Here is a 24,030-nt window from a genome sequence, read left to right on the forward strand (position 1 = left end):
TTCCGAATTAAGATGAAATTGACCAAACCCGCGACGTTGCTTGCGGGCCCTGCGGGCCAGCCCACCGTCAGGCGGGCCGGCCCGGTTCAGGTCACTTCTTGTCGATCTTGTCGACCGCATCTTGCGCGGCGTTGCCGACGTCCTTGGCCGCCGAGCCGACATCGTCTGCCGCCGCGGCGATCGCATTGTCCTTCTTCGATTGCGAAGCGTTGCTCTGCATCAGGAAGTAGCCGCCAACCAGCAACGCGATCACGAGAATGACCGCAATCAACCAGCCCGAACCACCGCCGCCATCACGATCGACGATCGTATGCGTGGTGTGAACGTCTCCGTTCGGTCCTTCGGTTTCCGTAATGCGTTCTTCAACCATGATCGTGCCCCGTGGTAGTCTCGATTGGTCAGTTAAACGCCGGCGAGTGCCATGCGGTTCCGGTGGGGGCCTCAGGCCCCCGCGAAGTCGAACGGGGTCAGGCCGCGCGATCGCTCGTCGAAGCGCAAGGCAACGCCGCGTGGTGCAAGCGAACGCTGCATGCAGTCGGCCCGGTGGCAGGCCGCGCATCCCGGGCCGATCCGGGTTGCATCGCCGATGTCGAGGCCAATCCCCCGGGCATCGGCGAGTTGCCCCGCGAGGTCGGCGGTCAGTCCGAGCCCCACCGCGAAGTCCGCGCCCTGCCCACGCCCTCCCGCGCCGCTGCCCTGGACCGTGCGGGACATCGTGAACCAGCGCGTCCCGTCATCGAGCACGACCGATTGGACATGAAGCTGCCCCGCCCGCTCGAACGCCGCGTTGAGGGACCACAACGGGCAGGTTGACCCGCTTTCCAGCAGCAGCGCGCCGCTGGCCCCTGAGAATCGCTTCGAGACCTGCCCGGCCCGGTCGATCCGCAACATGAAGAACGGCAGTCCCCGCTGTCCGACCCGTTGAAGCGTGGTCAGGCGATGAGCGAGCTGTTCGAATCCCACGCCGAAGCGGCGCTGCAGCACCGTGGGATCGTACCCCGTCGCTTCGCACGCGCGCAGGAAGCGCCCGTAAGGCATGACGAGCGCTGCGGCGAAGTAGTTGCCGAGGTGACGGCGAAACAGCCGCTCCGCCTGGCGGTCGGCCAGACCCGCGCCCGACGCGAGCGCCCGTATGGCTTCGCCCTGCTCGAGTTGGCCTAGCTGCACCGCGAGCTGAAACGTGCGCGAGGCTGGGTCGAGCATTTCGGACAATTGCAACTGGCGGGCATGGAGGTCGAGGCGGCGCAGATGCTCAGGCATCACATCGCGCGGAAGGACGCGGACCGAGAGCTGGTGCCGCTGGCGAAGTCGCTCGGCCATTGCGCTGCCGAGGTCGCCGGCCGAAAGACGCAATTCGTCGGCAAGCTCCTCGGCTGCAGTATCCAGGTCGGCGAAATGGTTGCGCCAGCGTTCGATCTCGCGGCGCGCAATAAGCGCGGAATCGGGCCCCTCGCCCTCGCCGCCGGCACCCGCCATGTCGTAAAGCCTGACAAAGGCCGCGGCGCCTTGAGGGGCGGCAGCCAGCCATTCCGCGATCTCGTCGCGGTCGATCTCCAGGTCGGAGAAGCGCGCGTCAGCAAGCCGGCGCCGCATCCCGTCCACCCCGCCGATGGCGTCGTCCTGGCGCAGCGCGCGGGGATCGATGTCGAACCGGTCGGTCAGGGCAAAGACGAGGCGAGCCGAAAGCGGCCGCTGGTTGCGCTCCACAAGGTTCAGGTAGCTGGCCGAAATGCCCAGCGCCTGGGCCATCGCGGCCTGGGTCAAACCCTCACGCCGGCGGAGGCGGCGAACCATCGGTCCGGCAAACACAGACTTCTCGGCCATGATTGAAAGATTCCATACAAATTTACATCGTTCTACCACGACTTTCCTGCATTAAGACACAAAACTTTGTGTGAGGTGTTACGCGACCGGACGCTCCAGGCGTATGGATGGCCATCATCTTATCGCACGAGGCGACCATGACTTATTCGAATGACATCGCGCAGACCGACAGCCTGATCCGCAGCTTTGGCGGCACGTGGGACGGGATCAGCGCCGAATCCGTGGCGCGCATGCGTGCGCAGAACCGCTTCGCCACCGGGCTCGACATCGCGCGCTACACCGCGCGGATCATGCGCGAGGACATGGCCGCTTACGATGCCGATCCCGCGAATTACACTCAGTCGCTGGGCTGCTGGCACGGCTTCATCGCTCAGCAGAAGATGATCTCGATCAAGAAGCACTTCGGCTCCACCAAGCGCCGCTACCTTTACCTGTCCGGCTGGATGGTCGCGGCCCTGCGCAGCGAATTCGGCCCGCTTCCTGACCAGTCGATGCACGAGAAGACCAGCGTGCCTGCGCTGATCGAGGAACTCTACACCTTCCTCAAGCAGGCGGATGCGCGCGAACTCGGCATGATGTTCCGCGATCTCGATGCCGCGCGCGAGGCGGGCGACGAGGTCAAGGCCAAGGCCATCCAGACCCAGATCGACAACTACGAAACGCACGTCGTGCCGATCATCGCCGATATCGATGCGGGCTTCGGCAACGCCGAGGCGACCTATCTCCTCGCGAAGAAGATGATCGAGGCCGGCGCCTGCGCCCTCCAGATCGAGAACCAGGTCTCTGACGAGAAGCAGTGCGGCCACCAGGACGGCAAGGTTACCGTGCCGCACGAGGATTTTCTCGCGAAGGTCCGGGCGTGCCGTTACGCGTTCCTCGAACTCGGCGTCGAGGACGGCATCATCGTCACCCGCACCGACTCGCTGGGCGCCGGGCTCACCAAGCAAATCGCCTATTCCAAGGAGCCGGGCGACATCGGTGACCAGTACAACAGCTTCCTGGATTGCGAGGAGATCGATCCGGCCACCGCGCGCAATGGAGATGTCGTGCTGAACCGCGACGGAAAGCTTCTGCGGCCAAAGCGGCTGGCGTCGAACCTCTTCCAGTTCCGCGCCGGAACCGGAGAGGACCGCTGCGTGCTCGATTGCATCAACAGCCTTCAGAACGGCGCCGACCTTCTGTGGATCGAAACCGAGAAGCCGCACATCGAGCAGATTGCCGGCATGGTCGATCGCATCCGCGAGGTCGTTCCCAACGCCAAGCTCGTTTACAACAATTCACCCTCGTTCAACTGGACACTCAACTTCCGACAACAGGTGTATGACGCCTGGGCGGAAGCCGGAGAGGATGTCTCCGCCTATGACCGGGCGAAGCTTATGAGTGTCGAGTATGACGGTACCGCGCTGGGCAACGAAGCGGACGAGAGAATCCGCACGTTCCAGCGCGATGCTGCCGCCCGCGCGGGTATCTTCCATCACCTGATCACCCTGCCTACCTATCATACCGCTGCGCTCTCGACCGACAATCTGGCGCGCGAGTACTTCGGCGACGCTGGGATGCTGGGCTACGTGAAGAACGTCCAGCGCGAGGAAATCCGCCAGGGCATCGCCTGCGTGAAGCACCAGAACATGTCGGGCAGCGACATCGGCGACGATCACAAGGAATACTTTGCCGGCGAGGCCGCGCTCAAGGCGGGCGGCGCTCACAACACGATGAACCAGTTCGCGGCCTGATCCCGCCGCACACGTCTCCTGGGGAGGAGAGCACGGCCGTCGGGGTTAGCGCCCCGGCGGCCGTCAACGTTTCAGGCGAAGCATTCGCGCGAAAGATAGTCGCGGGTCCCGGCGCTGACCATTGCCGCGTGGCCGTAGTTCGGATGATCGATCACGACCATGGCCTGGCCCTTGCCCTCGACCCAGTCGCGCACCTGTTCGGGCGTGAAGTCGAAGTGAAGGAAGTGGACGGCCGAGGTCTTGCCGTCGCTCGCGCGCGTGCGCTCCACATCCCCGTCGGCTCGCGCAGGAACACGTACTTCGCCGATCTGAATGAATATGCGATCCTCGACCCCACCGATCGTCCGCAGGAATGCATCGCGGCGCACAGGATCCTCGACCTCGAACAGTAGCGTCATCGTCAGCTCGCTGCCCTTGGGCACCATCGGATCGTAGGCCGCCAGCTCGTCCGCGATCTGCGCCGCCCCGCCCTTCTCGATCCGCAGCATCTCCTGTATCTGGAGCCACATCGAATCCCAGCTTTCGAAGATAACCGTAGCATGCGGACCGACGCTGAGCCGCGTCAGGCGCTTCCTGAGGATCGCCTCCTGCTTCTTTTCCGCGCGGATCGTCTCGTACTCGTCGAGCGGCATGAGGTCATCGGCGGTGATCGTGTGCTGGCTGCGTGGCATTTCAGGTCCTTGGGGAACTACAGTTCGTAAGCGCGGGCAAGCACTTCGATCGGATGGCCGATCCGCTCGGGCGGCACGGTTCCGCTGGCCTCCATCACCTGGCGCAGGTGCGGACCGGCAAGCGGGCATTCGCTGACGACGATATCGGGCTTGGCCTTGGCGACCGCTCGCGCCGTCGGCTTGCCGATCTTGATCGCGCGGTCGAAGTTCTGTTCGAAGATCCCCCACTTGCCACCATGGCCCGAACAGCGTTCGGTCAACACGGGCTTCGCCTCGGGAATCAGGCGGAGCATTTCCATCGCCTTGGGCCCCATGTTCTGGGCGCGTGCGTGGCAGGCAAAGTGCACGCCGATGGTGGCGGGAAGGCTCGCCACCGGGGCAAGGCCGACCTCGCGGGCAAGGCGAACGATGTATTCGCTAACATCGCTGGTCGCCTTGCTGAGGCGCGCAACGTCGTCGTTCTCCGGCTCGAGCAGCGGCCACTCGAACTTCAGCATCAGCGCGCAGCTTGTGGTCAGCGGAACGATATCCCATCCTTCGGCCACCAATGGGGCAAAGAACGCGGAGATGCGCGTCGCCGCATCGGCCACGTGGGCGAGATTTCCGTTCTCGAACTTCGGCATGCCGCAGCAATCGGGATGCTCGATCCGGACCTGGACGCCATTGTGGGCAAGCACCTGCATCGCGGCCCGGCCTGGTGTGCCGTCATTGAAGTTGTCGTGGCACCCGGCATAGAGCACGACCTTGCGCCCGAAGCCCGGAGCGTCGGGATTGGGAGCCGGAATGATCGCCGGCGCCTGGTTGGTCAGCGGCGTCGCTTCGAACGGAGGCAGGTGCGCGCGGGAGTCGATCCCCAGCGCCGCCTGCATCAGCGGTCGCGTGACTGGATTGCCGACGCGCGTCGCCCAGTTGGCGGCTCCGGACAGAGCACTGCCGAGCTTGCCGTTCCGGTCCATCCGCGCAAGCTCGCGGTCGGCCAACGAGGTCTGGCCCTTGCGGTTCTCGACCGCGCGGTAACGCAACATGAGGTGTGGAAAATCGAGATCGAACTGGTGTGGCGGAACGTACGGGCACTTCGTCATGAAGCACATGTCGCACAGGGTGCAGGCATCGACGACGGCCTTGAGCTGACCGGCCGAAAGATCCGCCACCTCTTCATTCGGGCTCTCGTCGATCGCATCGAACAGGATCGGGAAGCTGTCGCAGAGATTGAAGCAGCGCCGGCAGCCATGGCAGATGTCGAAGACCCGGCGCAGTTCGTCGTCGAGCGCGGCTTCGTCATACCAGGCTTCGTCGCGCCACGGAATTACGTGACGCGTCGGCGCGTCGAGACTGCCTTCCATCTTACCCCCGCGAAATATCCGCCCGGAAATAGGCGCCCACCCGGCCCGATCGAGCGAAACTCGAGCGAGCCGGACGGTGCGCCGGTGTCAGGCGTCAGCCAGGACCGTGTCGAGGGTCTTCTGGAACTTGCCGGCGTGGCTCTTTTCGGCCTTTGCGAGCGTTTCGAACCAGTCGGCGATCTCGTCGAAACCCTCTTCGCGCGCGGTGCGCGCCATGCCCGGATACATGTCGGTATATTCGTGGGTTTCGCCCGCGATCGACGCCTTGAGGTTGGCGACGGTATCGCCGATCGGCTCACCCGTGGCGGGATCTCCGCATTCCTCGAGATACTCGAGGTGGCCGTGCGCGTGGCCCGTCTCGCCCTCGGCAGTCGAGCGGAATACGGCGGCAACGTCGTTGTGGCCTTCGATATCGGCCTTCTGTGCGAAATAGAGGTAGCGGCGATTGGCCTGGCTTTCGCCGGCGAATGCGGCCTTGAGGCTTTCCTCGGTCTTCGAGCCCTTGAGTTCCATGGTGCTTCTCCTTTTCCGGAATGTGGAATGCCCGATCGTTGTGAACCTTGCGCGAGGTCAAGGCCATGCGGTTTTTTTCGGGCGCGTGATCGATCCAGCCGATCAAACCGGCAACTTGCCGATGTAAATGCGATTGCGATGATGCTGGCGGAGACGGCGCGCCGCGATCGCACGGCTGGTGCCCCTGGCCCGACTCGAACGGGCACGTCTTTCGACAATCGATTTTGAGTCGATCGCGTCTACCATTCCGCCACAGGGGCTTCCCGCGCGTGGCCCGCGCTTAGCGAGGCCGCATCACGCAATCAAGCAGGCCGTCCAACGCGGCTAGCGCAGCGCGCCCGCGATCAGTTTGCTGAGCTTGGCGTAGAGCGCGTCGTTGCTGGCGACGACGGTCTCGTGCGCGATCGGCATCGAGCGTCCGCGATAGTCGCTGATGAACCCGCCCGCCTCGCGCACGAGAAGCCCTCCCGCAGCCGTGTCCCACGGCGACAGATCGCTTTCCCAGAAGCCGTCGAACCGGCCCGCGGCGACCCAGGCCAGATCGAGGCTGGCCGCACCGAAGCGGCGAACCCCCGCAACCTCGGGAGCGATGGCCCGGAAGATCGAGTCCCATTCGGCGATGTTGCCGTGACCGGCATAGGGCGTGCCCGTTGCGATAAGCGCGTCGTCGAGATTGCGGCGTGCCGACACCCGCAGGCGGCGATCCTGCAGCCAGGCTCCGCGGCTCTTCTCGGCCCAGAAGCTTTCATCGGTGATCGGCTGATAGACAATCACGGCGATGACGTCGCCCCAGCCCTTGCCGTCTGCGCGCGGTTCCTGCGCCGCGATCGAGATCGCGAAGTGCGGGATCGAGTGAAGGAAGTTGCTGGTGCCGTCGAGCGGATCGACCACCCAGCGCGGCTTGGTCGGGTCGCCCTTGATCTCGCCGGCTTCCTCGAGAAGGAATCCCCAGTCGGGACGCGCCGCAAGCAACTCGTCGTAGATCGTGCGCTCGGCGGCCTGTTCGGCCTTCGACACGAAATCGGCCGGGCCCTTGCGACTGACCTGGAGATGTTCGACCTCGCCGAAATCGCGGCGCAGGCGCTGACCCGCCTTGCGCGCCGCGCGCTCCATCACGCGAACCAGGCCTGAAATAGCTGCCATGACCGATCAGTCGACCTTCCGGACGTAGGCGCGCTCGTAAACGTCGACGACGATCCGCGTGCCGCTGCCGATGTGCGGCGGAACCATGACCTTGACGCCGTTGTCGAGCAGTGCCGGCTTGAACGACGAGGAGGCGGTCTGCCCCTTCACTACTGCGTCGGCCTCGACGATCGTCGCCTCGACCTGCTCTGGAAGCGCGACCGAGATCGGGCGCTCGTCGTACATTTCGAGGGTCACTTCCATTCCGTCCTGCAGGAATGCCGCGGCATCGCCGATCAGGTCGGCGGGAAGATTGATCTGGTCGTAGGTATCTTTGTCCATGAAGACCAGCGCGTCGCCATCTGCGTAGAGGTACTGGAAGTCCTTGGTATCTAGCCGGACCTTCTCGACCGTGTCGGCGCTCCGGAACCGGACGTTGGTCTTGCGGCCGTCGATCAGGTTCTTCATTTCGACTTGCATGAAGGCACCGCCCTTTCCGGGCTGGGTGTGCTGGGTCTTGGCGACCTTCCAGATACCCTTTTCGTATTCGATGATGTTGCCGGGACGAATGTCCACGCCGCTGATCTTCATGATGGAAAGAACCTTGCGTTTCGAGAAAGCCGGCGCGCACCCGGTGCGGGTCCGCGAGGATATGCGAGGGCGCCCTTAGCCGCTGCGGGCCATTGCGGCAAGCTGACTGGCGAGTGCGAGGCGGTTCATGGTAATGAAATTGCACTGGGCGCAAGGGAGCGCCGCCTCATTACCGACTGCCGGCCATCGGAGCCTTCCCGTGATCAAGCCCATTGCACTGTTCGTCTTCTCCGCCCTGGCCAGTCTTGCCGCGGGTCCCGCGGTTGCTGCCGACGGCGGCGCGATTGCGGTCCTGGCGCAAGGCAACTACCGCTGCGAGCTTCCAGGAAGTGCGGCGGGCCAAAGCTCCCGCCCCGTCCCCGCGGTGAGTTTCACGATCACCACGGCCTCTCGCTACATCGCAGCTGACGGATCGATCGGATCATATCTCCTGATCGGCAAAACCGTCACGATGACGTCGGGTGCCCTGTCCGGCACTCGGTACTTGCGTGTGCGAATGGGCTTCCTGCGCCGTATCGAGGCGAACGGGCAGCCCGGCGACCTGCGCTGCGTGCGCGATCGCTGACGTTAGGCCTCATCGTATCAACAGGGGGTAGGGATTGATCGGCGTTCCCTGCCACCAGCCCTCGCCCGGTTCGGCGGTCATCGTCGCAAAGTGCAGATGCGGCGCATCGGGACTGGCATCGCCCGTCGATCCCACCCGGCCGATGAAAGTGCCGGCCTTCACTTCCTGCTTCTCGGCGAGTTGCGGGGCGTAGCTGTCGAGGTGGGCATAATAGTAGATCATCCGGCGATCCGGCGCGCGGATGTAAACGGTATTTCCGCCCAGCTTGCTCACGAACAGCTTTTCCACGGTGCCGGAGGCTGCGGCGAATACCGGGGTGCCGCGCGCCGCCATTATGTCGATTGCATTGTGCACCCGAGTTCCGCCTGAACGCGACTGCGTGAACGTATCGACAAGCTGGTTGCGCGCCACGCCCTGAACGGGGACCAGCAGGCGTCCGGGCAGCGGCGCCATTGCCGCCTCGACGCGCAGTGTGCGGCCCTGTTCCTTCATCGCCGGGTCCGCCGGAACCGACGCCGAAACAGGGGCAGGCAGCGCCGAGGGACGATAGTTCTGGAGGAAAACCGCCCCGGCAATCAGCCATCCCGTCGAGACCACCGCGGTAGTGGCAAGAATGGTCCTGGCGGTTTTCGTCCACTCACGCATCAGGCTACGAAGCTCACCTTGGTCGATCCACTTACCATCTGGGCTAGCCTCGCAGCATCCCAGTTGGTCAACCGCACGCACCCGTGGCTTTCCGCACGCCCGATCGTCTCGGGATTGGGCGTGCCGTGGATGCCATAGTGCTCCTTCGACAGGTCGATCCACACCACCCCGACCGGGCCATTAGGTCCCGGCGGCAGCAGTTCCTTCTTGTCGGTGGACTTCGCGTCCCAGAACAGGTTGGGATTGTAGTGGAACGGCGGGTTCTTGGAGACACCCAGGATCTTCCAATCACCCAGCGGCAGCGGATCGTGAGAGGATCCCATCGTGGCCGTGAACTGGGCTATCAGCTTGCCCTGGCTGTCGAAAGCCTGAAGCGTCCCGGCCGACTTGTCGACGACGATCTTGTCAGCCTTCGGCTGCTGAGTGCCGACACCCAGCATGGCCAGTGTTCCAAGCCAGCTCTTGTCGTCGACCTGGGTGGGATCGATCGTGTCGCCGCCAACGTTGGGTACGCGGATTTGCTGTCCCGCACGGAAGAACGATGTCGTCGGCGCAGGACTGTCGCTGCTGGCAGCCAGCGGAACCGGAGTTGCCGAAGGTGGCGGAGGCGTGGGCGAAGCTCCGGTTTCAGACGCCATGCCCGCAGGGACGCCGTTGGGGTTGAGTTCCTTCAGCACCGCGACTGTCGTATGAAACCGCTCGGCCAGTTTCTCGTCGAGCGAAGTGTAGCCAAGCGCAGGCAGCTTCGCCTTGTCAGCCGCTTCTTCCGGGATGGGCAAGAACGGACCTGCCGCAAATTCGGCGGGGATGGTGACGACACGTGTCGCGGTAATATTGGACCACTGCGACAAGGCCTGGCGGGTCGCATCGTCGAGCTTGCCGGTAACCGCCATGTGGTTAGCCTTCTGGAAACCGGTGATGGCGTTGCGGGTCGACATTCCGTCCTTGCCGTCGACGACGCCGGGCGCGAAGCCCAGGCGGTCGAGCACGACCTGCGCCTGCATCATCGGGCGAGGCTTGTCGTCGGCCGCCGCGGGATCGAGCGGCGCGTTTCCGACGGGGTCGTGCGATGACATCGGATCCGCGGCATAGGCATTCGCGCTCGCTGCCGCGGGCGAAGTGGATGCCTGCGTGGCGCCTGATTCGTCGGTCTTGCTGTCGGTCCCGTTCAGCCCGCACGCGCCGGCGGCGAGAACGAGTGGAAGAGTCAGGGACAAGTGGCGGAGTTTGTTCATGGCGATCCCTTTTTATCGCCCTTTCGTCGGGCGCAGGCGTTGCCGCACCAACGGTCGAACGCGGGGAAAGGTCCGCCTAGTCGCGCTTCGCCTTCCTTGCCGCGCTGATCGCTTCGGAGAACGCGACGACAGCCGCCGCTTCATCCCCGCCCCAGACGGCATGCGACACCGCCAGGAAGTCGGCCCCAGCCTGAACCAAGGGTCCACAATTAGCAGGCGTGATGCCGCCGATGGCGACGCAGGGAAGCTCGAAGAACGTCTGCCACCATGTCAGGATGTCGAGGTCGGGCCGATGCTCCGTTGCTTTCGTCGAGCTCGGGAAGAAGGCTCCGAACGCAACATAATCCGCGCCGTCCTCGCCAGCCTGCATCGCCAGGTGACGGCTGGCGTGACAGGTCACCCCGATTTGTGCCTCGCGCCCCAGGGCGTCGCGTGCCTCGGCAACCGCTCCGTCGTCCTGACCCAGGTGCACGCCGTCAGCGCCGAGCCGCTTGGCCAGTGATATAGAATCGTTGACGATGAAGGCCGCACCGCGATCCACGCAGACGCGCTGCAACGGCTCGGCAAGCTTCGCCGCTGCATGGTCGTCAAGACCCTTTACCCGAAACTGGAACGCCGCCACCGGCGAGGCGTCCAGAGCGCGGGCCAACCGGTCGGGAAATGCGCCGCCCATTTCCGGTGGGGAGATGAGGTAAAGGTCACAACTGGGCATTGCGCGGCCTTATCCTGCGTTCTCCACCACGCCAACCTTTCGGTGGCGTCGCCCTGGCGTTCTGGAACCATTCATGGCGGCGGGTCATTTTGCTGGGATGAAGAAGACAACCCTCCTCCCGCTCGCCGCATTTGCCGCACTTGCAGCCTGCGCGACCGTTCCGCCGGTTCCGACCGGGTCGCCCACCGCCGCCTTTGGCCAGACCGCCGTGGCGGGTCCGGTGCGGGTCAAGCCGCTTGCTCTCGTGGAAGACAGCCGCTGCCCACAGGGCGTCCAGTGCGTCTGGGCCGGCCGGGTGCGGATCACTGCCGCAGTCACGACAAGCTCGGGTACTTCAACCCGCGAGCTGACGCTTGGCCAGCCCGCTTCGGTGGCAGGCGGTTCACTTACGCTCGTGGAAGTCCAGCCCGCGCGCCGCGCGGACCGGACTATCGCCAAAAGCGACTATCGTTTCACGTTCAGTTTCGCCCGTTAAGGCTCAGCCCGTGACCTTTGCAGTTGATGCGCCGTGGATCTCGTCGATCGCGCTTCCCAGCGACGAATCGAATTCTTGATCGTCCATCTGGTGGCGCAGGTCTTCGAGAAGCGCACGGCTGAAGCTGGCGATCACGCCGTGGTTTCGCGCCAGTTCACGGCAGGCATCGGCACGGCTGTAGCCACCCGAAAGGGCTACGACACGAACGACCCGCGGATGTCCGACGAGCGGCGCGAAAAGGTTGGCTTCCTCAGGGAGCGAAAGCTTGAGCATCACCTCTTCGCCATCCGCAAGGCCGTCTAGCGCGCGGAGCAGGGCGTCGCGCAGCAGAGCATCTGCGGCACCGCGTTCGGCGCTCTTGATGTTAACCTCGGGCTCGATGATCGGCATCATTCCATGCGCAAGCACCTGCCGCGCGACCTCGAACTGCTGTTCGACGATGGCGGCGATGCCGGCCGGATTGGCCAGGTTGATGACCGAGCGTTCCTTCGTTCCGAAAACGCCGAGCGGCTTCGCGCGAGCGAGGAGATCGTCAAGGCCGGGGATCGGCTTCATCAATTGAACCCCGTTGGCCTCGTCTTCCAGGCCCTTGTCGATCTTCAGGAAAGGCACCACGCCGCGCTCGATCAGCGCCTCAGGAACGGGCTTTCCGCCCGCCTGTCCGTCCATCGTGCGCTCAAACAGGATGGCGCCGAGGACCTTTTCACCTGAGAAGCAGGGCGAGGTCACGATGCGTTCGCGCATCGCGTGGATCAGCGCGAACATTTCCTGGTCGTCGGACCAGTCGCCTTCTTCGATGCCGTAGCCTTTCAGGGCCTTGGGCGTCGATCCTCCAGACTGGTCGAGCGCGGCGATAAAGCCCTGGCCATGGCGCATGCGCTCCATCATCTCATTATGCTGCATGGGTGTCCTCGTTGTCGGGGCAGCCTTAGCTGCGGCGCCCCATCTTCTTGATAATGCCGGTGAAACTCAGGATCGGTCGACCATCCGCGGTCGCAAGGCCACGTACGAAGATCGTCTTGTGACCGCCGCGGGTCACCTCGCCTGTCGCCTCGATCAGTTCACCGACGCGCGCGGAATCGAGAAAGTCGCCCGAAAGGTTGACCGTCACTCCGTGATGATCGTTCATCGCCTCGCGCGCGAAGGTGAAAATGGCGGAATCGGCAAAGGTCAGCAGGCAGCCGCCGTGCATGAACCCGCCGCCGTTCATGTGTTCGCGCCCTGCGCGAAATGCGCAGCGGGCGGTGCCGTCAGGATCGACTCGCTCGTAGAACGGGCCGGCGCGCTGCTCGAACGCGTCGCTTTGCCAGGTCGACCAGCCTGCCCATTCGCCTTCGCTGATCGCAACCAGCCGCTCGTCGCCGGCGACCGCCTGATCTTCGCTCATGCCCCGGCTCCTGCAGCCACGGTCTCGAGCGCCGCCACGCCCGGAAGCACCTTGCCTTCCATCCATTCGAGGAACGCGCCGCCCGCAGTAGACACGTAGGAAAACTGTCCGACGACGCCCGCGAGATTGAGCGCCGCCACCGTATCTCCACCCCCGGCTACCGACACCAGCGACCCCTCGCTGGTCAGCGCCGCTGCCGTACGGGCGAGCGCCACCGTCGCGGCATCGAAGGGCGGTGTCTCGAAGGCGCCCAGCGGGCCGTTCCAGACGAGCGTGCGGCAGGTCTTCAAAACATCGCCGAGCGATTCCACGGCCGCCGGGCCGATATCCAGGATCATCTCGTCCGGCGCGACCTCATGCACGTTCACGGTGCGTGTCGGCGGGTTCGGCGCGAACTCCCTGGCGACCACGACGTCGTAAGGCAGATGGACGGTACAGCCAGCTCTGTCGGCGGTTGCGAGGATATCCTCAACCGTTTCCTTAAGTTCGTGCTCGCACAGCGAGTTGCCCACGTCGATCCCTCGCGCGGCAAGAAAGGTGTTCGCCATTCCACCGCCGATGATAAGGTGATCGACCTTGCCCACCAGATGCTTGAGTACGTCTAGTTTGCTTGAGACCTTTGCCCCGCCGACGACTGCCGCAACCGGGTGCTCAGGTTGCCCCAGCGCCTTTTCAAGCGCGACCAGCTCGGCCTCCATCGCGCGCCCGGCATAGGCAGGCAGCACTTTGGCCAGACCCACCGTGGAAGCATGTGCGCGATGTGCGGCCGAAAAGGCGTCATTGACGAAAAAGTCGCCCATGGCGGCCAGCTTCGCCACGAATCCGGGTTCATTCGCTTCCTCGCCCGGATCGAAGCGGGTGTTCTCCACCACCGCGATCGACCCAGGCGACAGGCTCGCGGCCGCAGCGCTGTCGCCGAGTGCCAGGAACTGCACTTCGCGGCCAAGGACACTAGCGAGCGCCGGCACAACCTGCCGCAGCGAAAAGCGGTCGTCAGCCTGCCCCTTGGGCCGGCCGAAATGGGCAAGAACAAGGACGACCGCACCACGATCGGCGAGTTCAAGCAGCGTCGGGGCGGCGGCGCGAAGGCGGGTGTCGTCGGTTACCCGGTCACCCGCCATCGGCACGTTGAGGTCCTCGCGCACAAGCACCCGCTTGCCCGCGATGTCTCCCAGATCTTCAAGCGTCGCAAAAGTCGCCATCAAAGCAGTCCGGCCATCACCCCTGCGGTATCGACCATGCGGTTGGAGAAGCCCCATTCGTTGTCGTACCAGCTGACGACACGCACCAGCTTGCCCTCGAGCACGGCAGTCTCGAGGCTGTCGATCGTCGAACTGGCGGGATTATGGTTGTAATCGCAGCTTACAAGCGGCTCGTCGCTGTAGGCGAGGACGCCCTTCATTGCGCCATTGGCCGCGGCCTTGAGCGCCACGTTGATTTCTTCGACCGAGGTGTCGCGCATCGGGGTGAAGGTCAGGTCGACCAGGCTGACATTAGGGGTGGGCACCCGGATTGCCGATCCGTCGAGCTTGCCCTTGAGCTCGGGCAGGACCTCGCCAACGGCGCGCGCCGCGCCGGTCGTGGTCGGGATGATGCTAATCGCTGCGGCCCGCGCACGGCGCATGTCGGTATGGATCTGGTCGAGGATTTTCTGATCGTTGGTGTAGGCGTGAACCGTCGTCATCAGGCCACGCTCGATCCCCACGGTGTCGTGGCAGACCTTGGCAAGCGGCGCGAGGCAGTTGGTCGTGCAGCTTGCATTCGAGACGACCGTGTCGCTGCTCGTCAGAACTGCGTGGTTCACCCCGTAAACAATTGTCTTGTCTGCATTCTTTGCGGGAGCCGAGATCAGGACACGCTGCGCCCCGGCGGTCAGATGCTTTCCCGCGCTTTCGCGGTCGGCAAAGAACCCGGTGCATTCCAGGGCGATCTGGACGCCATGCTCGCCGTGCGGGAGCTTCCCGGGATCGCGCTCTGCGGTCACGAGGATACGCTGGCCGTTCACGACGATGGCATCGCCGTCGACCGAAACCTCGCCCGGGAATGCACCATGAACGCTGTCCCGCTTGAACAGGAGGGCGTTCGACTTGGCGTCGGCCAGGTCGTTGATCGCCACCAGTTCGAGCCCGCAATCGGGCTTTTCAAGAATGGCGCGGGCCACCAGCCGGCCGATCCTGCCGAACCCGTTGATTGCAACCTTCGTGGCCATGCCAAAAACTCCTGTCAGGTATTTAGTTTGGAAAGGATTTCCGGTACGATTGAATCGACCGAAAAGCCGAAGTGCGGAAAAAGGACTTCGGCCGGAGCCGATGCGCCATACCGATCGAGCCCGATCGCGAGGCCGTCGCGCCCAACGTACTTGTGCCAGCCGAACGTCGCGCCGGCCTCTATCGATACGACCAGTGCGTCGCTCGGCAGCAGGTCTTCGCGGTAATCCGCGTCCTGGGCATCGAAAAGCTCGGTGCAGGGCATGGAGACCAGGTCTGCGCCGATGCCCTTCTCTTCGAGCGCGGACGCAACATCGCGGGCCAGGGCCAGTTCCGAACCCGTGGCGAGGATCACGACCCGGCGCGGGGCAGATGCAGCTGAGATCCTGTAACCGCCGCGCGCACAATGGTTCTCGCTGACGTCTATACGGATCGCGGGCAGGTTTTGTCGCGAAAGCGCGAGCAACGTCGGGCCGTCCGCGCGCTGGAGCGCCAGTTGCCAGCACTCCGCCGTCTCGATCGCATCGGCGGGGCGCATCACGAGAAGATTCGGCATCGCGCGCAGCGACGCCAGGTGCTCGACGGGCTGATGGGTGGGACCATCCTCGCCAAGGCCGATGCTGTCGTGGGTCATCACGTAAACGACCCGCGCCCGCTGCAGGGCGGAAAGTCGGATGGCGTTGCGGCAATAGTCCGAAAACACGAGGAAGGTGCCGCCGTAAGGGACTATCCCGCCATGCAGCGCCATCCCGTTCATCGCCGCAGCCATCCCGAACTCGCGGATGCCGTAGTATAGGTAGCGCCCGGCGTAGTCGCCGGACGTGAGCGGACCGGTCGCCTTCGTCTTGGTATTGTTCGAGCCGGTAAGGTCAGCCGAACCGCCGATCATGGCGGGAACGGCCTCGGTCAAAGGACCCAGCGCCATTTCGCTCGCCTTGCGGCTGGCTACCGTTGGCGGCGCTGCCGCAAGATCCGCAAGGTAGGCATCGAACTGCTTCAGGGACGGCAGATCGCCCGCCATCTGGGCCGCAAATTCCGATCCACGAGAATGACTTGCACGGCGCTCTTCCCATCGGCGGTGCAGGTCGGTCCCGCGCTTGCCGGTCGAACGCCAATCTTGCGCGATGTTTTCCGGAATTTCGAAGGGAGCTGCGGTCCAGCCAAGTTCGGCGCGCGCGGCGGCGACCTCGTCCGCGCCCAGCGGGCTCCCGTGCGTGGCAGACGTGCCCTGCTTGTGAGGCGCGCCCTTGCCGATGATGGTGTGGCAAGCGACCAGCGTCGGACGCGGGTCGGCGGCGGCTTCGCCGAGCGCGCGGGCGATGTCGGCGAAATCGTGGCCGTCGCATTCGACCGTGTGCCAGCCGCTCGCCCGGTAGCGGGCGGGAATGTCCTCGCACGTGGAAAGCGACGTCGCGCCATCGATCGTGATGCGATTATCGTCCCACAAGACGTTAAGCCGGCCGAGGCCAAGATGCCCGGCAAGGCCGATAGCCTCGTGATTGATGCCCTCCATCAGGCATCCGTCGCCCGCGATCACCCACGTGTTGTGGTCGACAAGCTCGTCGCCGTAGGTGGCGTTGAGGTGACGCTCGGCAATCGCCATGCCGACCGCCATCGCCAGCCCCTGGCCAAGCGGTCCGGTTGTGCATTCAACCCCAGCCAGCTCGAAATTTTCCGGATGTCCGGCGCAAGGGCTGCCGAGCTGGCGGAAATTGCGAATATCGTCGATCGTAGGCCGTTCGTATCCGCTCAGGTGGAGCAGCGAATAGATGAGCATCGAACCATGGCCGGCCGAAAGCACGAAGCGGTCGCGGTCGGCCCAGTCGGGCGCGGAAGGATCGAACTTCAGGAACTGGTCCCAGAGGACGGTCGCCACGTCGGCCATTCCCATCGGCATTCCGGGATGGCCGCTGTTGGCGGCCTGGACGGCGTCCATCGACAGGGCGCGGATGGCGTTGGCCATGGGCGCCAGCCGTGACGGATCGATGGTCATCGCGCGACTTTCGCCTTCCTGAGAGGGGTCATCACGGCCTGACAAAGGCCGGATGATTCGACGTGGCTTCCTTTGCGGATGGGTCATGGCGCGTCAAGGACCGCGGGCATTGTCAACGTTTATGTCAGGGTGGTTGGCGTGCGCCCGCCGAATGGTGCGTCACCGTCGCCGGATCGTCGTCGCCGTGCTGTTGCCGGTCGCCGCTTTTGTGCTAGCGAACGGGACATGGATCGAGACGAGATCGAACAGACAGCCCATGCCGCGCTCGCCCGCCTCGACGCGGCGCTCACCCGGCTCGAACGGGCGGCGGAGAGCGTTGCCGCCGCGCCGCGCGTCGATCCGGCGGAACTCGCCGGGCTTCAGCAGCGCCATAGCCGCCTGAAGCACAGCGTGGCCCAGTCGCTTCGCCAGCTCGATGACATTCTTGCGGGAGCCACATCGTGAGCAACGTGCGGCTCGATATCGGCGGTCGCGATTTCAGCGTCTCGTGCGCCCCGGGGGAGGAAGAGCACATCGCCATGCTCGGCCGCCAGATCGATGACAAGCTGCGGACGATGGGCGCCGCGACCGGGAACAGCGAAAGCCGCATGCTGCTGCTGGCCGCCCTGCTGCTGGCCGACGAAGTTCATGAGCTGAAGTCCGGCAAGGGCACCGCGCCCGCCGCTCCCGATCGCTCGGCATTGTTGCGCGAAATGGCCAAGTCGCTGGACGGCACGGCCGCGCGGATCGAAAAACTTGCCACGCGGCTTGAGCAGTCGGCCGCGAATCCCTAACTTGCGTGCGACGGGTACTGCCTCGCACGAGCCGCACGAACATCCCTGAGGCTATTAAACATCCATGGGGGCTGTCCCTGGTCGGGCCCTGGTCCGGCACATATGGTTCCCACCTGACGTGAGTGCGTCAGAGGATATTCCGGCAAACGACCATGGCGGGCCCGTCACCTCGCACCCCCTTCCCCGCTGACAAGGACAATCCGGCAGTGCGCGAAAAAGACCGGCTGCGCGAACAGCTCCGCCGCGAGCGGCGCGCACACGTCGAAAGCCTCCCGGCGCAGACCCGCGCCCTCATCTTCCGCCGCCCCCCCGCCGCTGTGGCGCAACGCATCCCCGCTGGCGCGACGGTCGGCATCTATGCGGAAAGCGCGTTCGAGGCGCCCGCGAGCGGTTACGGTCGCTGGCTGGCCGAGGAAGGCCACGTCGTGGCTCTTCCGTGGTTTGCCGCACGCGGGGCGAACATGGAGTTCCGGCTATGGGCCAATCCCCATGATGACGATGAACTGGTGACCGGCCCTGACGGCATCCGACAGCCCCCTGCGAATGCGCCCTTGGCAAGCCCATCAGTCGTTTTCGTACCGCTGGTCGGCTTCACAGCAGAGGGTTATCGACTGGGCCAGGGCGCCGGACATTATGACCGCTGGCTGGCCGCCCATCCCGGCACGCTCGCCATCGGGCTGGCCTGGGACTGCCAGTTGCGCGAAGCGCTGCCTTTCGAGAGCCACGACGTCGCGCTCGACACCGTAGTGACACCTACCAGGCTCTATCAGGGAGATAGATCATGAAGCCGACATGGCGCAAGCCGGTGGGCATCCTGGCCCTTCTCGGAGCACTGCTCGCCTACGCGGTCATCATCGCCAACGTCGTGGCGCCGTCGATCGCAGGCTGGCCGGTGCTGGGACAGCTCCCGGTCTATGTGGTGCTGGGGACGATCTGGCTCCTGCCGCTTCGTCCCTTCCTGATCTGGATGGAGAACGGGACCGCGCGCTGATCCGGCGGTGCCCTCGAAAACGCGCCAAATCTGCAAGAAATGGCGCGAGTGACGGGACTTGAACCCGCGACCTCCGGCGTGACAGGCCGGCGCTCTAACCAACTGAGCTACACCCGCGTTTCGCTGGGAGCCGCGCCACTACGGCAGGGCATCCACCCTGTCAACAGCCTGCGCGGCGGTTCTCGTGAAGGATGTGACGACTCGCGATTTAGCAACGAAGCCAAGCGTGTTTCCCGCCCGAAAAGGTACGCCTTCGAGGCATGGTTGCCGCCCCGTTAACCAAGTCTTGACGCTTTCCCCCGCAAAACCCGTTGCGCCGCCCGATGGTGGCATTGGGGGGAATGAATCAGATGCGTTCGAAGTTGTACGCGCTGGCCGCCGCGGCGGTTGCGCTCGCCGGGATGGCAACCCCTGCGCAGGCGGCACGGATTACGCTGCGCAGCAGCGTGTTTGTCGAGCGAGCCGAGCAGCTTGGCCAGGGCACCTCAGTGCGGACCGTCAGCAAGGCGACCACTGTCGCGCCGGGCGACCGGCTCGTCTATCAGCTCAACTGGCGGCGCGACGAGCAGGCCTCCGAGGGATTCACGGTGACGACGCCCCTGCCCCGCCACGTTTCCTACCAGCGTTCGGCCGACGGGCGCGAGGAAGTTTCGGCCGATGGCGGGCGCACCTGGGGGCGCCTGGGCCAGCTACGGGTGCGCGACGTCGACGGCCGCATGCGCGACGCGCTGCCGGAGGACGTGACGCATGTTCGCTGGCAGGTTCCGCGCCAAATCGCCCTCGCTGGCGAAGGCCGGATCACCTACAGCGCGATCGTTCACTGAGCGCGAGCGATCAGCCGCAACTCAGCACTTTTCATATTTCCAGTTCCGCTTCTTGCCCTCGCCAAGCCATGCGACAGCATCGGCGATGCGCTTGCTGCGCGTTGCATCGGCCTTGGCTCCCGTGATCCATTCAAGATAATCACGGCGGTGCGAGCGCGCGAGGCCTGCGAAAAATGCCTTTGCCTTGGCCGAAGTTTCCAGCGCCGCCGCGAAGTCCCCGGGCACTTCGATTTCGGGCTTGGGCTGCTTCGGCTTGGCTCTTACGGGCGCACCGGCTTCAACCAAGGCAGCGACCTGCTGCAGGCGTGCTGTCAGCGTGGCATCATCGGGAAGATCTGTGATGGTGCGAACCTTGCCGTACTGACCCATGCCATCATTGGGGGCACCTGACTGCCGGCCCTCACCGTGGATGACAAACGCCGCGTGCGCCTTGAAGGCAGCCATCCCGGCTATGTTCCTGCCTTTTACGGTAAAGTGCGGCATCGACCACTTGATGGTCTCGTCGGCGTGGGGCAGCGCACGCCTAACGAGCGCGCGGAGATGCTCGAGAATGGGTCGAGCGAACGGCTCGGCCTCGGCGATGAAACGGTCAATTCGCTCATCGGTCGACATGGCGTGCCTCTCGCCGCGAAGGTTACCGACTAGTCGGCGAACAGCAACACCGGCGTTTCGAGCAACCGCTTGATCGCCTGAACGAAGCTTGCCGCGTCCCACCCGTCGACGACCCGGTGGTCGCAACTGATGGAAATGTTCATCAGCTTGCGCTTCTCAATCCGCTCGGATCCCATGCCGTCAGGAACGAACATCGGGCGCTCGATGATCCGGTTGGGGCCGATGATCGCGACCTCGGGCCGGTTGATCACGGGAGTGGTCGCCACGCCGCCCAACGGCCCGAGCGACGTGATGGTTAGGGTGGAGCCGGACAGTTCGTCCGAACGGGCGGATCCGTTTCGCGCCGCCCCGGCCAGGCGACCGATCTCGCGGGCAAGCTGCCAGACGTTCAGGGATTGAGCATCGCGGATCACCGGGACCATCAGGCCCCCATCGGTCTGCGTCGCCATGCCGAGGTGGACGGCTCCGTAGCGCGTCACGACCCCCGCTTCGTCATCGTAGCGAGCGTTGATCATCGGGAAGTCAGGAACCGTGCGGCAAATTGCGCTGATCAGCAGCGGCAGCATGGTGAGCTTTGGCTTGTCTCCGCGGTTCGCGTTAAGCTGTGCGCGGGTATCCTCCAGCGCCGTGACATCACATTCCTCGACGTACGAGAAGTGCGGGATCGCGCGCTTCGAGGCAGCCATGTTCTCCGCGATGCGCCGGCGCAGTCCGATCACCCGGACTTGCTCGTCCGGCCGCGTGGCACCCGCAGGACGGAAGCCGCCCGCCGCGCCGTAGTTCAGAAATGCATCGAGATCGGCATGGCGGACGCGACCACCTTCCGCCGGGCGCACGTCGACCAGCGCAATGCCGAGTTCGGCAGCGCGCTGCCGCACCGCCGGACTCGCGAGGACCTTTGCCTGCAAGCCATTTGCTGGAGCCGGCTGTACCGCCGCTGGCGGCGGCGTCGGTGACGGCGGAGCAGGTGGCGGCGGAGATTTGTTGGGCGCACCAGTTGCCGGCGCGGCAGCTACGACCTTGTCCGCGTCGTCGGCTGCGGGAGTCTCATCCTCGATGCGCTGCTCGACGACCGGAGCGGTGGGCGCGGGTGCCTGCTCCGCCCCGCCCGCCTGCTGGTCGGCATTGCCCTCGCCCTCAGTCTCGATCACGACGAGCGGTGAGCCGATCGCCACCACGTCGCCGACATCGCCGGCGACCTCGATGACCGTCCCGGTCACCGGGCTTTCCATCTCGACCGTAGCCTTGTCGGTCATCATGTCGGCCAAGCGACCGTCTTCCTCGACCGTGTCGCCGACCTTGACGTGCCAAGCGACGATCTCGGCCTCGGCGATGCCTTCGCCGATGTCGGGAAGCTTGAAGATGTAGCGGCCCATGGGGCTAACCTTTCAGGAGACGGTCGACGGCCTCGCCAATCCGGACCGGACCGGGGAAATAGGCCCACTCGAGGCTATGCGGATAGGGAGTGTCAAAGCCCGTGACGCGCTCGATCGGCGCCTCGAGGTGATAGAAACAGCGTTCCTGGACCAGCGCGGAAAGCTCGGCGCCGAACCCGGACGTGCGCGTCGCCTCATGGACGATCATGCATTTGCCGGTTTTTTCGACAGACTTTTCCACAGTCTCGATGTCGAGCGGGACAAGCGTGCGCAGATCGATGATCTCGGCGTCGACGCCCTTTTCGCGGAGCACCGCCTCGGCCACGTGGACCATGGTACCATAGGCCAGCACGGTCATCGCCTCGCCTTCGCGCACGATCCGCGCCTTGCCCAGCGGCACCGTGTAGTAGCCTTCCGGCGTGGCGCTGTCGGCGTGCTTGCTCCACGGCTCTACCGGGCGGTCGTAATAGCCGTTGAACGGGCCATTGTAGATGCGCTTGGGCTCGAAGAAGATGACCGGGTCGTTGTCCTCGATCGCCGCGATCAGCAGGCCCTTGGCATCATGCGGCGTGCTCGGAATCACGGTCTTGATGCCGGATACGTGCGTGAACAGAGCCTCGGGGCTCTGACTGTGGGTCTGGCCGCCGAAGATGCCCCCGCCGAACGGCGAGCGCACCGTCATCGGCGCGATGAATTCTCCCGCCGAGCGGTAGCGCAGGCGGGCAGCCTCGGAGATCAACTGATCGAGACCAGGATAGATGTAGTCGGCGAACTGGATCTCGGGGACTGGCCGCAAGCCATAGGCGCACATGCCCACGGCGACGCCGATGATGCCGCATTCGCTGATCGGGGTATCGAACACCCGGGTCAGGCCATGCTTCTTCTGCAGGCCGTGCGTGGCGCGGAATACGCCGCCGAAATAGCCGACGTCCTCTCCCATGATGATCACGCTGGGATCGCGGGAAAGCATGATGTCGAGCGCGTCGTTGATCGCCTCGATCATGTTGAGGCGGCGCACCGGCGCGTCGGCCAGGCTGACTGGCGCTTCCTCGACCTTCATACGATTCCGTCCCGTGCCGCCTGTTCGGGCCACTTGATCCTGCGCTCGCGGATCGCCTGTTCGCTCTGCTCCCGAAGGTGCCAGGGCAGTTCCTCGAAAACGTCCTCGAACATGGTGCTGAAGGGATGGTGGAGCCCTTGCCCCAAGATGCCGTTCTTTTCGGCCTCCTTGGTCGCGTCCTTGACCCGTTCGGCGAGTTCGCGGTCCATCTGCTCGTGCTGCCCCTCGGACCATTCCCCGAGTGCGACCAGATGACGCTTCAACCGCATGATCGGATCGCCCAGCGGCCATTCCTCGCGTTCCTGCGCGCTACGATACTGGCTAGGATCGTCCGAGGTGGAATGGCCTTCGGCGCGGTAGGTGAAGTGTTCGATGAGCGTGGGGCCAAGATTGGCGCGCGCCCGGTCAGCGGCCCAGCGAGTCGCCGCATATACCGCAAGCGCATCGTTTCCATCGACCCTGAGCCCGGCGATCCCGTAACCGATGGCTCGCGCCGCAAACGTGGTCCGCTCGGCGCCGGCAAAGCCCGAGAAGCTTGAAATCGCCCACTGGTTGTTGACGACGTTGAAGATAACCGGAGCGTTGTAGACCGCGGCGAACGTAAGCGCGGAGTGGAAGTCGCCCTCGGCGGTCGAACCCTCGCCAATCCAGCTTGCAGCGATCCGCGTGTCGCCCTTGATTGCAGAAGCCATCGCCCAGCCGACTGCCTGCGGATACTGCGTGGCTAGATTGCCGCTTATCGTGAAGAAGCTGTGCTCGCGGCTCGAATACATGATTGGAAGCTGGCGGCCCTTGAGCTTGTCCGCGCGGTTCGAATAGATCTGATTGATCATCTCGGTCAGCGGATATCCCCGCGCGATCAGGATGCCCTGCTGGCGATAGCTGGGGAAAACCATGTCATCGGCGGCGAGCGCAAAGGCCGGCGCGACCGAAGTCGCCTCCTCGCCGGTGCACTTCATGTAGAAGCTGGTCTTGCCCTGGCGCTGGCCGCGATACATCCGCTCATCGAACGCGCGGGTCAGCGCCATCGCGCGAAGCATCGCACGTAGGGTATCGGCATCGAGGCGTGGGTTCCACGGACCGACGGCCAGGTGATCGTCTCCGAGGACGCGGACCAGATCCGTGCAGAGTGGGTTGGTTTCGGCAGGCTGGCAACGTTCGTCGGGACGCGGCTGGGCGCCCGCCGCGGGAATCGCTAGGTGCGAATAATCGACCGCGTCGCCCGGCCGGAAGCGCGGTTCCGGCACGTGAAGTGCCAGCGGCTCGAGGTTGCCGCGCTCGGCGCCGGTGCTCACTGGATTGCCATCCACATCGCCACTCTCCCACGCGGATCAACGGGCCGGGGCGCGTTTCGATCCTTCGAACTAATATTATACGA

At 64.7% G+C, this 24,030-nt stretch carries 27 protein-coding genes and 2 tRNA genes; 8 read left to right on the top strand and 21 right to left on the bottom strand.

Going from position 1 to position 24,030, the window contains the following annotated elements; all coding sequences use genetic code 11:
• Window positions 1-91: 91 nt before the first annotated feature.
• The gene (locus ACFO0A_RS09600) at window positions 92-370 is read right to left on the bottom strand and encodes a hypothetical protein (protein ID WP_379538789.1); all 279 of its coding nucleotides are present in this window, start codon (window positions 368-370) and stop codon (window positions 92-94) included.
• A gap of 71 nt (window positions 371-441) precedes the next feature.
• The gene (locus tag ACFO0A_RS09605) at window positions 442-1,824 is read right to left on the bottom strand and encodes a helix-turn-helix domain-containing protein (protein WP_379538790.1); all 1,383 of its coding nucleotides are present in this window, start codon (window positions 1,822-1,824) and stop codon (window positions 442-444) included.
• A gap of 137 nt (window positions 1,825-1,961) precedes the next feature.
• Between ACFO0A_RS09605 and ACFO0A_RS09610 the strand changes: the two genes are divergently transcribed.
• Window positions 1,962-3,557: an isocitrate lyase gene (locus tag ACFO0A_RS09610; protein WP_379539639.1), complete on the top strand. Its 1,596-nt coding sequence runs from the start codon at window positions 1,962-1,964 to the stop codon at window positions 3,555-3,557.
• Between the two features lie 71 nt (window positions 3,558-3,628).
• On the opposite strand, the gene ACFO0A_RS09615 is transcribed toward ACFO0A_RS09610, so the two are convergent.
• The 6 genes from ACFO0A_RS09615 to efp form a co-directional block, all read right to left on the bottom strand.
• Entirely contained in the window at window positions 3,629-4,228 is a 600-nt protein-coding gene (locus ACFO0A_RS09615; protein WP_379538791.1) for a DUF3501 family protein, read from the bottom strand.
• A 17-nt stretch (window positions 4,229-4,245) separates the two neighbouring features.
• Complete coding sequence (locus ACFO0A_RS09620) at window positions 4,246-5,571, bottom strand: heterodisulfide reductase-related iron-sulfur binding cluster (protein WP_379538792.1); 1,326 nt, start codon at window positions 5,569-5,571, stop codon at window positions 4,246-4,248.
• An 87-nt stretch (window positions 5,572-5,658) separates the two neighbouring features.
• Window positions 5,659-6,084: a rubrerythrin family protein gene (locus tag ACFO0A_RS09625; RefSeq protein WP_379538793.1), complete on the bottom strand. Its 426-nt coding sequence runs from the start codon at window positions 6,082-6,084 to the stop codon at window positions 5,659-5,661.
• A gap of 176 nt (window positions 6,085-6,260) precedes the next feature.
• Window positions 6,261-6,344: transfer RNA gene (locus tag ACFO0A_RS09630), tRNA-Leu, on the bottom strand.
• Window positions 6,345-6,408: 64 nt separating this feature from the next.
• The gene (locus ACFO0A_RS09635; RefSeq protein ID WP_379538794.1) at window positions 6,409-7,227 is read right to left on the bottom strand and encodes an inositol monophosphatase family protein; all 819 of its coding nucleotides are present in this window, start codon (window positions 7,225-7,227) and stop codon (window positions 6,409-6,411) included.
• Window positions 7,228-7,233: 6 nt separating this feature from the next.
• Window positions 7,234-7,797 (bottom strand): elongation factor P, encoded by a 564-nt coding sequence (gene efp, locus ACFO0A_RS09640; RefSeq protein WP_379538795.1) that lies wholly within the window; start codon window positions 7,795-7,797, stop codon window positions 7,234-7,236.
• 199 nt (window positions 7,798-7,996) lie between these two features.
• On the opposite strand from efp, the gene ACFO0A_RS09645 reads away from it, so the two are divergent.
• The gene (locus tag ACFO0A_RS09645; protein ID WP_379538796.1) at window positions 7,997-8,362 is read left to right on the top strand and encodes a hypothetical protein; all 366 of its coding nucleotides are present in this window, start codon (window positions 7,997-7,999) and stop codon (window positions 8,360-8,362) included.
• Window positions 8,363-8,371: 9 nt separating this feature from the next.
• Here the strand turns inward: ACFO0A_RS09645 and ACFO0A_RS09650 are convergent, their stop codons facing one another.
• From ACFO0A_RS09650 to thiE, 3 genes are all read right to left on the bottom strand, one after another.
• Window positions 8,372-9,007, bottom strand: coding sequence for a M23 family metallopeptidase (locus ACFO0A_RS09650; RefSeq protein WP_379538797.1), 636 nt, complete (start codon window positions 9,005-9,007; stop codon window positions 8,372-8,374).
• Window positions 9,007-10,242, bottom strand: a complete 1,236-nt coding sequence (locus ACFO0A_RS09655) for a L,D-transpeptidase family protein (protein WP_379538798.1) — start codon at window positions 10,240-10,242, stop codon at window positions 9,007-9,009. Before ACFO0A_RS09655 ends, ACFO0A_RS09650 begins: the two co-directional genes overlap by 1 nt.
• Window positions 10,243-10,318: 76 nt before the next feature.
• Entirely contained in the window at window positions 10,319-10,954 is a 636-nt protein-coding gene (gene thiE, locus ACFO0A_RS09660; protein ID WP_379538799.1) for a thiamine phosphate synthase, read from the bottom strand.
• A gap of 97 nt (window positions 10,955-11,051) precedes the next feature.
• On the opposite strand from thiE, the gene ACFO0A_RS09665 reads away from it, so the two are divergent.
• Complete coding sequence (locus ACFO0A_RS09665) at window positions 11,052-11,429, top strand: hypothetical protein (protein ID WP_379538800.1); 378 nt, start codon at window positions 11,052-11,054, stop codon at window positions 11,427-11,429.
• Between the two features lie 3 nt (window positions 11,430-11,432).
• On the opposite strand, the gene ACFO0A_RS09670 is transcribed toward ACFO0A_RS09665, so the two are convergent.
• The 5 genes from ACFO0A_RS09670 to tkt are packed head-to-tail and all read right to left on the bottom strand — an operon-like array spanning window position 11,433 to window position 17,016.
• A complete protein-coding gene (locus ACFO0A_RS09670) occupies window positions 11,433-12,332 on the bottom strand; it encodes a fructose bisphosphate aldolase (RefSeq protein WP_379538801.1) in 900 nt (299 codons plus the stop codon).
• Between the two features lie 25 nt (window positions 12,333-12,357).
• A complete protein-coding gene (locus ACFO0A_RS09675; RefSeq protein WP_379538802.1) occupies window positions 12,358-12,816 on the bottom strand; it encodes a PaaI family thioesterase in 459 nt (152 codons plus the stop codon).
• Complete coding sequence (locus ACFO0A_RS09680) at window positions 12,813-14,018, bottom strand: phosphoglycerate kinase (RefSeq protein ID WP_379538803.1); 1,206 nt, start codon at window positions 14,016-14,018, stop codon at window positions 12,813-12,815. The genes ACFO0A_RS09675 and ACFO0A_RS09680 overlap by 4 nt, the downstream gene beginning before the upstream one ends.
• Entirely contained in the window at window positions 14,018-15,025 is a 1,008-nt protein-coding gene (gene gap / locus ACFO0A_RS09685) for a type I glyceraldehyde-3-phosphate dehydrogenase (protein ID WP_379538804.1), read from the bottom strand. The genes ACFO0A_RS09680 and gap overlap by 1 nt, the downstream gene beginning before the upstream one ends.
• A 14-nt stretch (window positions 15,026-15,039) precedes the next feature.
• Window positions 15,040-17,016, bottom strand: coding sequence for a transketolase (tkt, locus tag ACFO0A_RS09690; protein WP_379538805.1), 1,977 nt, complete (start codon window positions 17,014-17,016; stop codon window positions 15,040-15,042).
• A gap of 225 nt (window positions 17,017-17,241) precedes the next feature.
• Between tkt and ACFO0A_RS09695 the strand changes: the two genes are divergently transcribed.
• From ACFO0A_RS09695 to ACFO0A_RS09710, 4 genes are all read left to right on the top strand, one after another.
• Window positions 17,242-17,460, top strand: a complete 219-nt coding sequence (locus ACFO0A_RS09695; protein WP_379538806.1) for a hypothetical protein — start codon at window positions 17,242-17,244, stop codon at window positions 17,458-17,460.
• Window positions 17,457-17,789, top strand: a complete 333-nt coding sequence (gene zapA / locus ACFO0A_RS09700; RefSeq protein WP_379538807.1) for a cell division protein ZapA — start codon at window positions 17,457-17,459, stop codon at window positions 17,787-17,789. Before ACFO0A_RS09695 ends, zapA begins: the two co-directional genes overlap by 4 nt.
• A 206-nt stretch (window positions 17,790-17,995) precedes the next feature.
• On the top strand, window positions 17,996-18,574 hold the full coding sequence (locus ACFO0A_RS09705; protein WP_379538808.1) for a 5-formyltetrahydrofolate cyclo-ligase: 579 nt from the start codon (window positions 17,996-17,998) through the stop codon (window positions 18,572-18,574).
• Complete coding sequence (locus ACFO0A_RS09710) at window positions 18,571-18,780, top strand: DUF2842 domain-containing protein (protein ID WP_379538809.1); 210 nt, start codon at window positions 18,571-18,573, stop codon at window positions 18,778-18,780. The genes ACFO0A_RS09705 and ACFO0A_RS09710 overlap by 4 nt, the downstream gene beginning before the upstream one ends.
• Before the next feature lie 40 nt (window positions 18,781-18,820).
• On the opposite strand, the gene ACFO0A_RS09715 is transcribed toward ACFO0A_RS09710, so the two are convergent.
• A tRNA-Asp gene (locus ACFO0A_RS09715) sits at window positions 18,821-18,897 on the bottom strand.
• 233 nt (window positions 18,898-19,130) lie between these two features.
• Here ACFO0A_RS09715 and ACFO0A_RS09720 point away from each other — a divergent pair.
• On the top strand, window positions 19,131-19,604 hold the full coding sequence (locus ACFO0A_RS09720) for a hypothetical protein (RefSeq protein WP_379538810.1): 474 nt from the start codon (window positions 19,131-19,133) through the stop codon (window positions 19,602-19,604).
• Window positions 19,605-19,625: 21 nt separating this feature from the next.
• Here the strand turns inward: ACFO0A_RS09720 and ACFO0A_RS09725 are convergent, their stop codons facing one another.
• Genes ACFO0A_RS09725 through ACFO0A_RS09740 form a run of 4 tightly spaced genes read right to left on the bottom strand, consistent with a single transcriptional unit; the run spans window position 19,626 to window position 23,947 of the window.
• Complete coding sequence (locus ACFO0A_RS09725) at window positions 19,626-20,216, bottom strand: YdeI/OmpD-associated family protein (protein WP_379538811.1); 591 nt, start codon at window positions 20,214-20,216, stop codon at window positions 19,626-19,628.
• A 29-nt stretch (window positions 20,217-20,245) separates the two neighbouring features.
• Window positions 20,246-21,592 (bottom strand): dihydrolipoamide acetyltransferase family protein, encoded by a 1,347-nt coding sequence (locus ACFO0A_RS09730; protein WP_379538812.1) that lies wholly within the window; start codon window positions 21,590-21,592, stop codon window positions 20,246-20,248.
• Between the two features lie 4 nt (window positions 21,593-21,596).
• Window positions 21,597-22,652, bottom strand: coding sequence for an alpha-ketoacid dehydrogenase subunit beta (locus ACFO0A_RS09735; protein WP_379538813.1), 1,056 nt, complete (start codon window positions 22,650-22,652; stop codon window positions 21,597-21,599).
• A complete protein-coding gene (locus ACFO0A_RS09740) occupies window positions 22,649-23,947 on the bottom strand; it encodes a 3-methyl-2-oxobutanoate dehydrogenase (2-methylpropanoyl-transferring) subunit alpha (RefSeq protein WP_379538814.1) in 1,299 nt (432 codons plus the stop codon). Before ACFO0A_RS09740 ends, ACFO0A_RS09735 begins: the two co-directional genes overlap by 4 nt.
• Between the last annotated feature and the right edge of the window lie 83 nt (window positions 23,948-24,030).

Origin of the sequence: Novosphingobium tardum, from assembly GCF_042652045.1 — a bacterium.
Taxonomy (GTDB): Bacteria; Pseudomonadota; Alphaproteobacteria; order Sphingomonadales; family Sphingomonadaceae; genus Novosphingobium; species Novosphingobium tardum.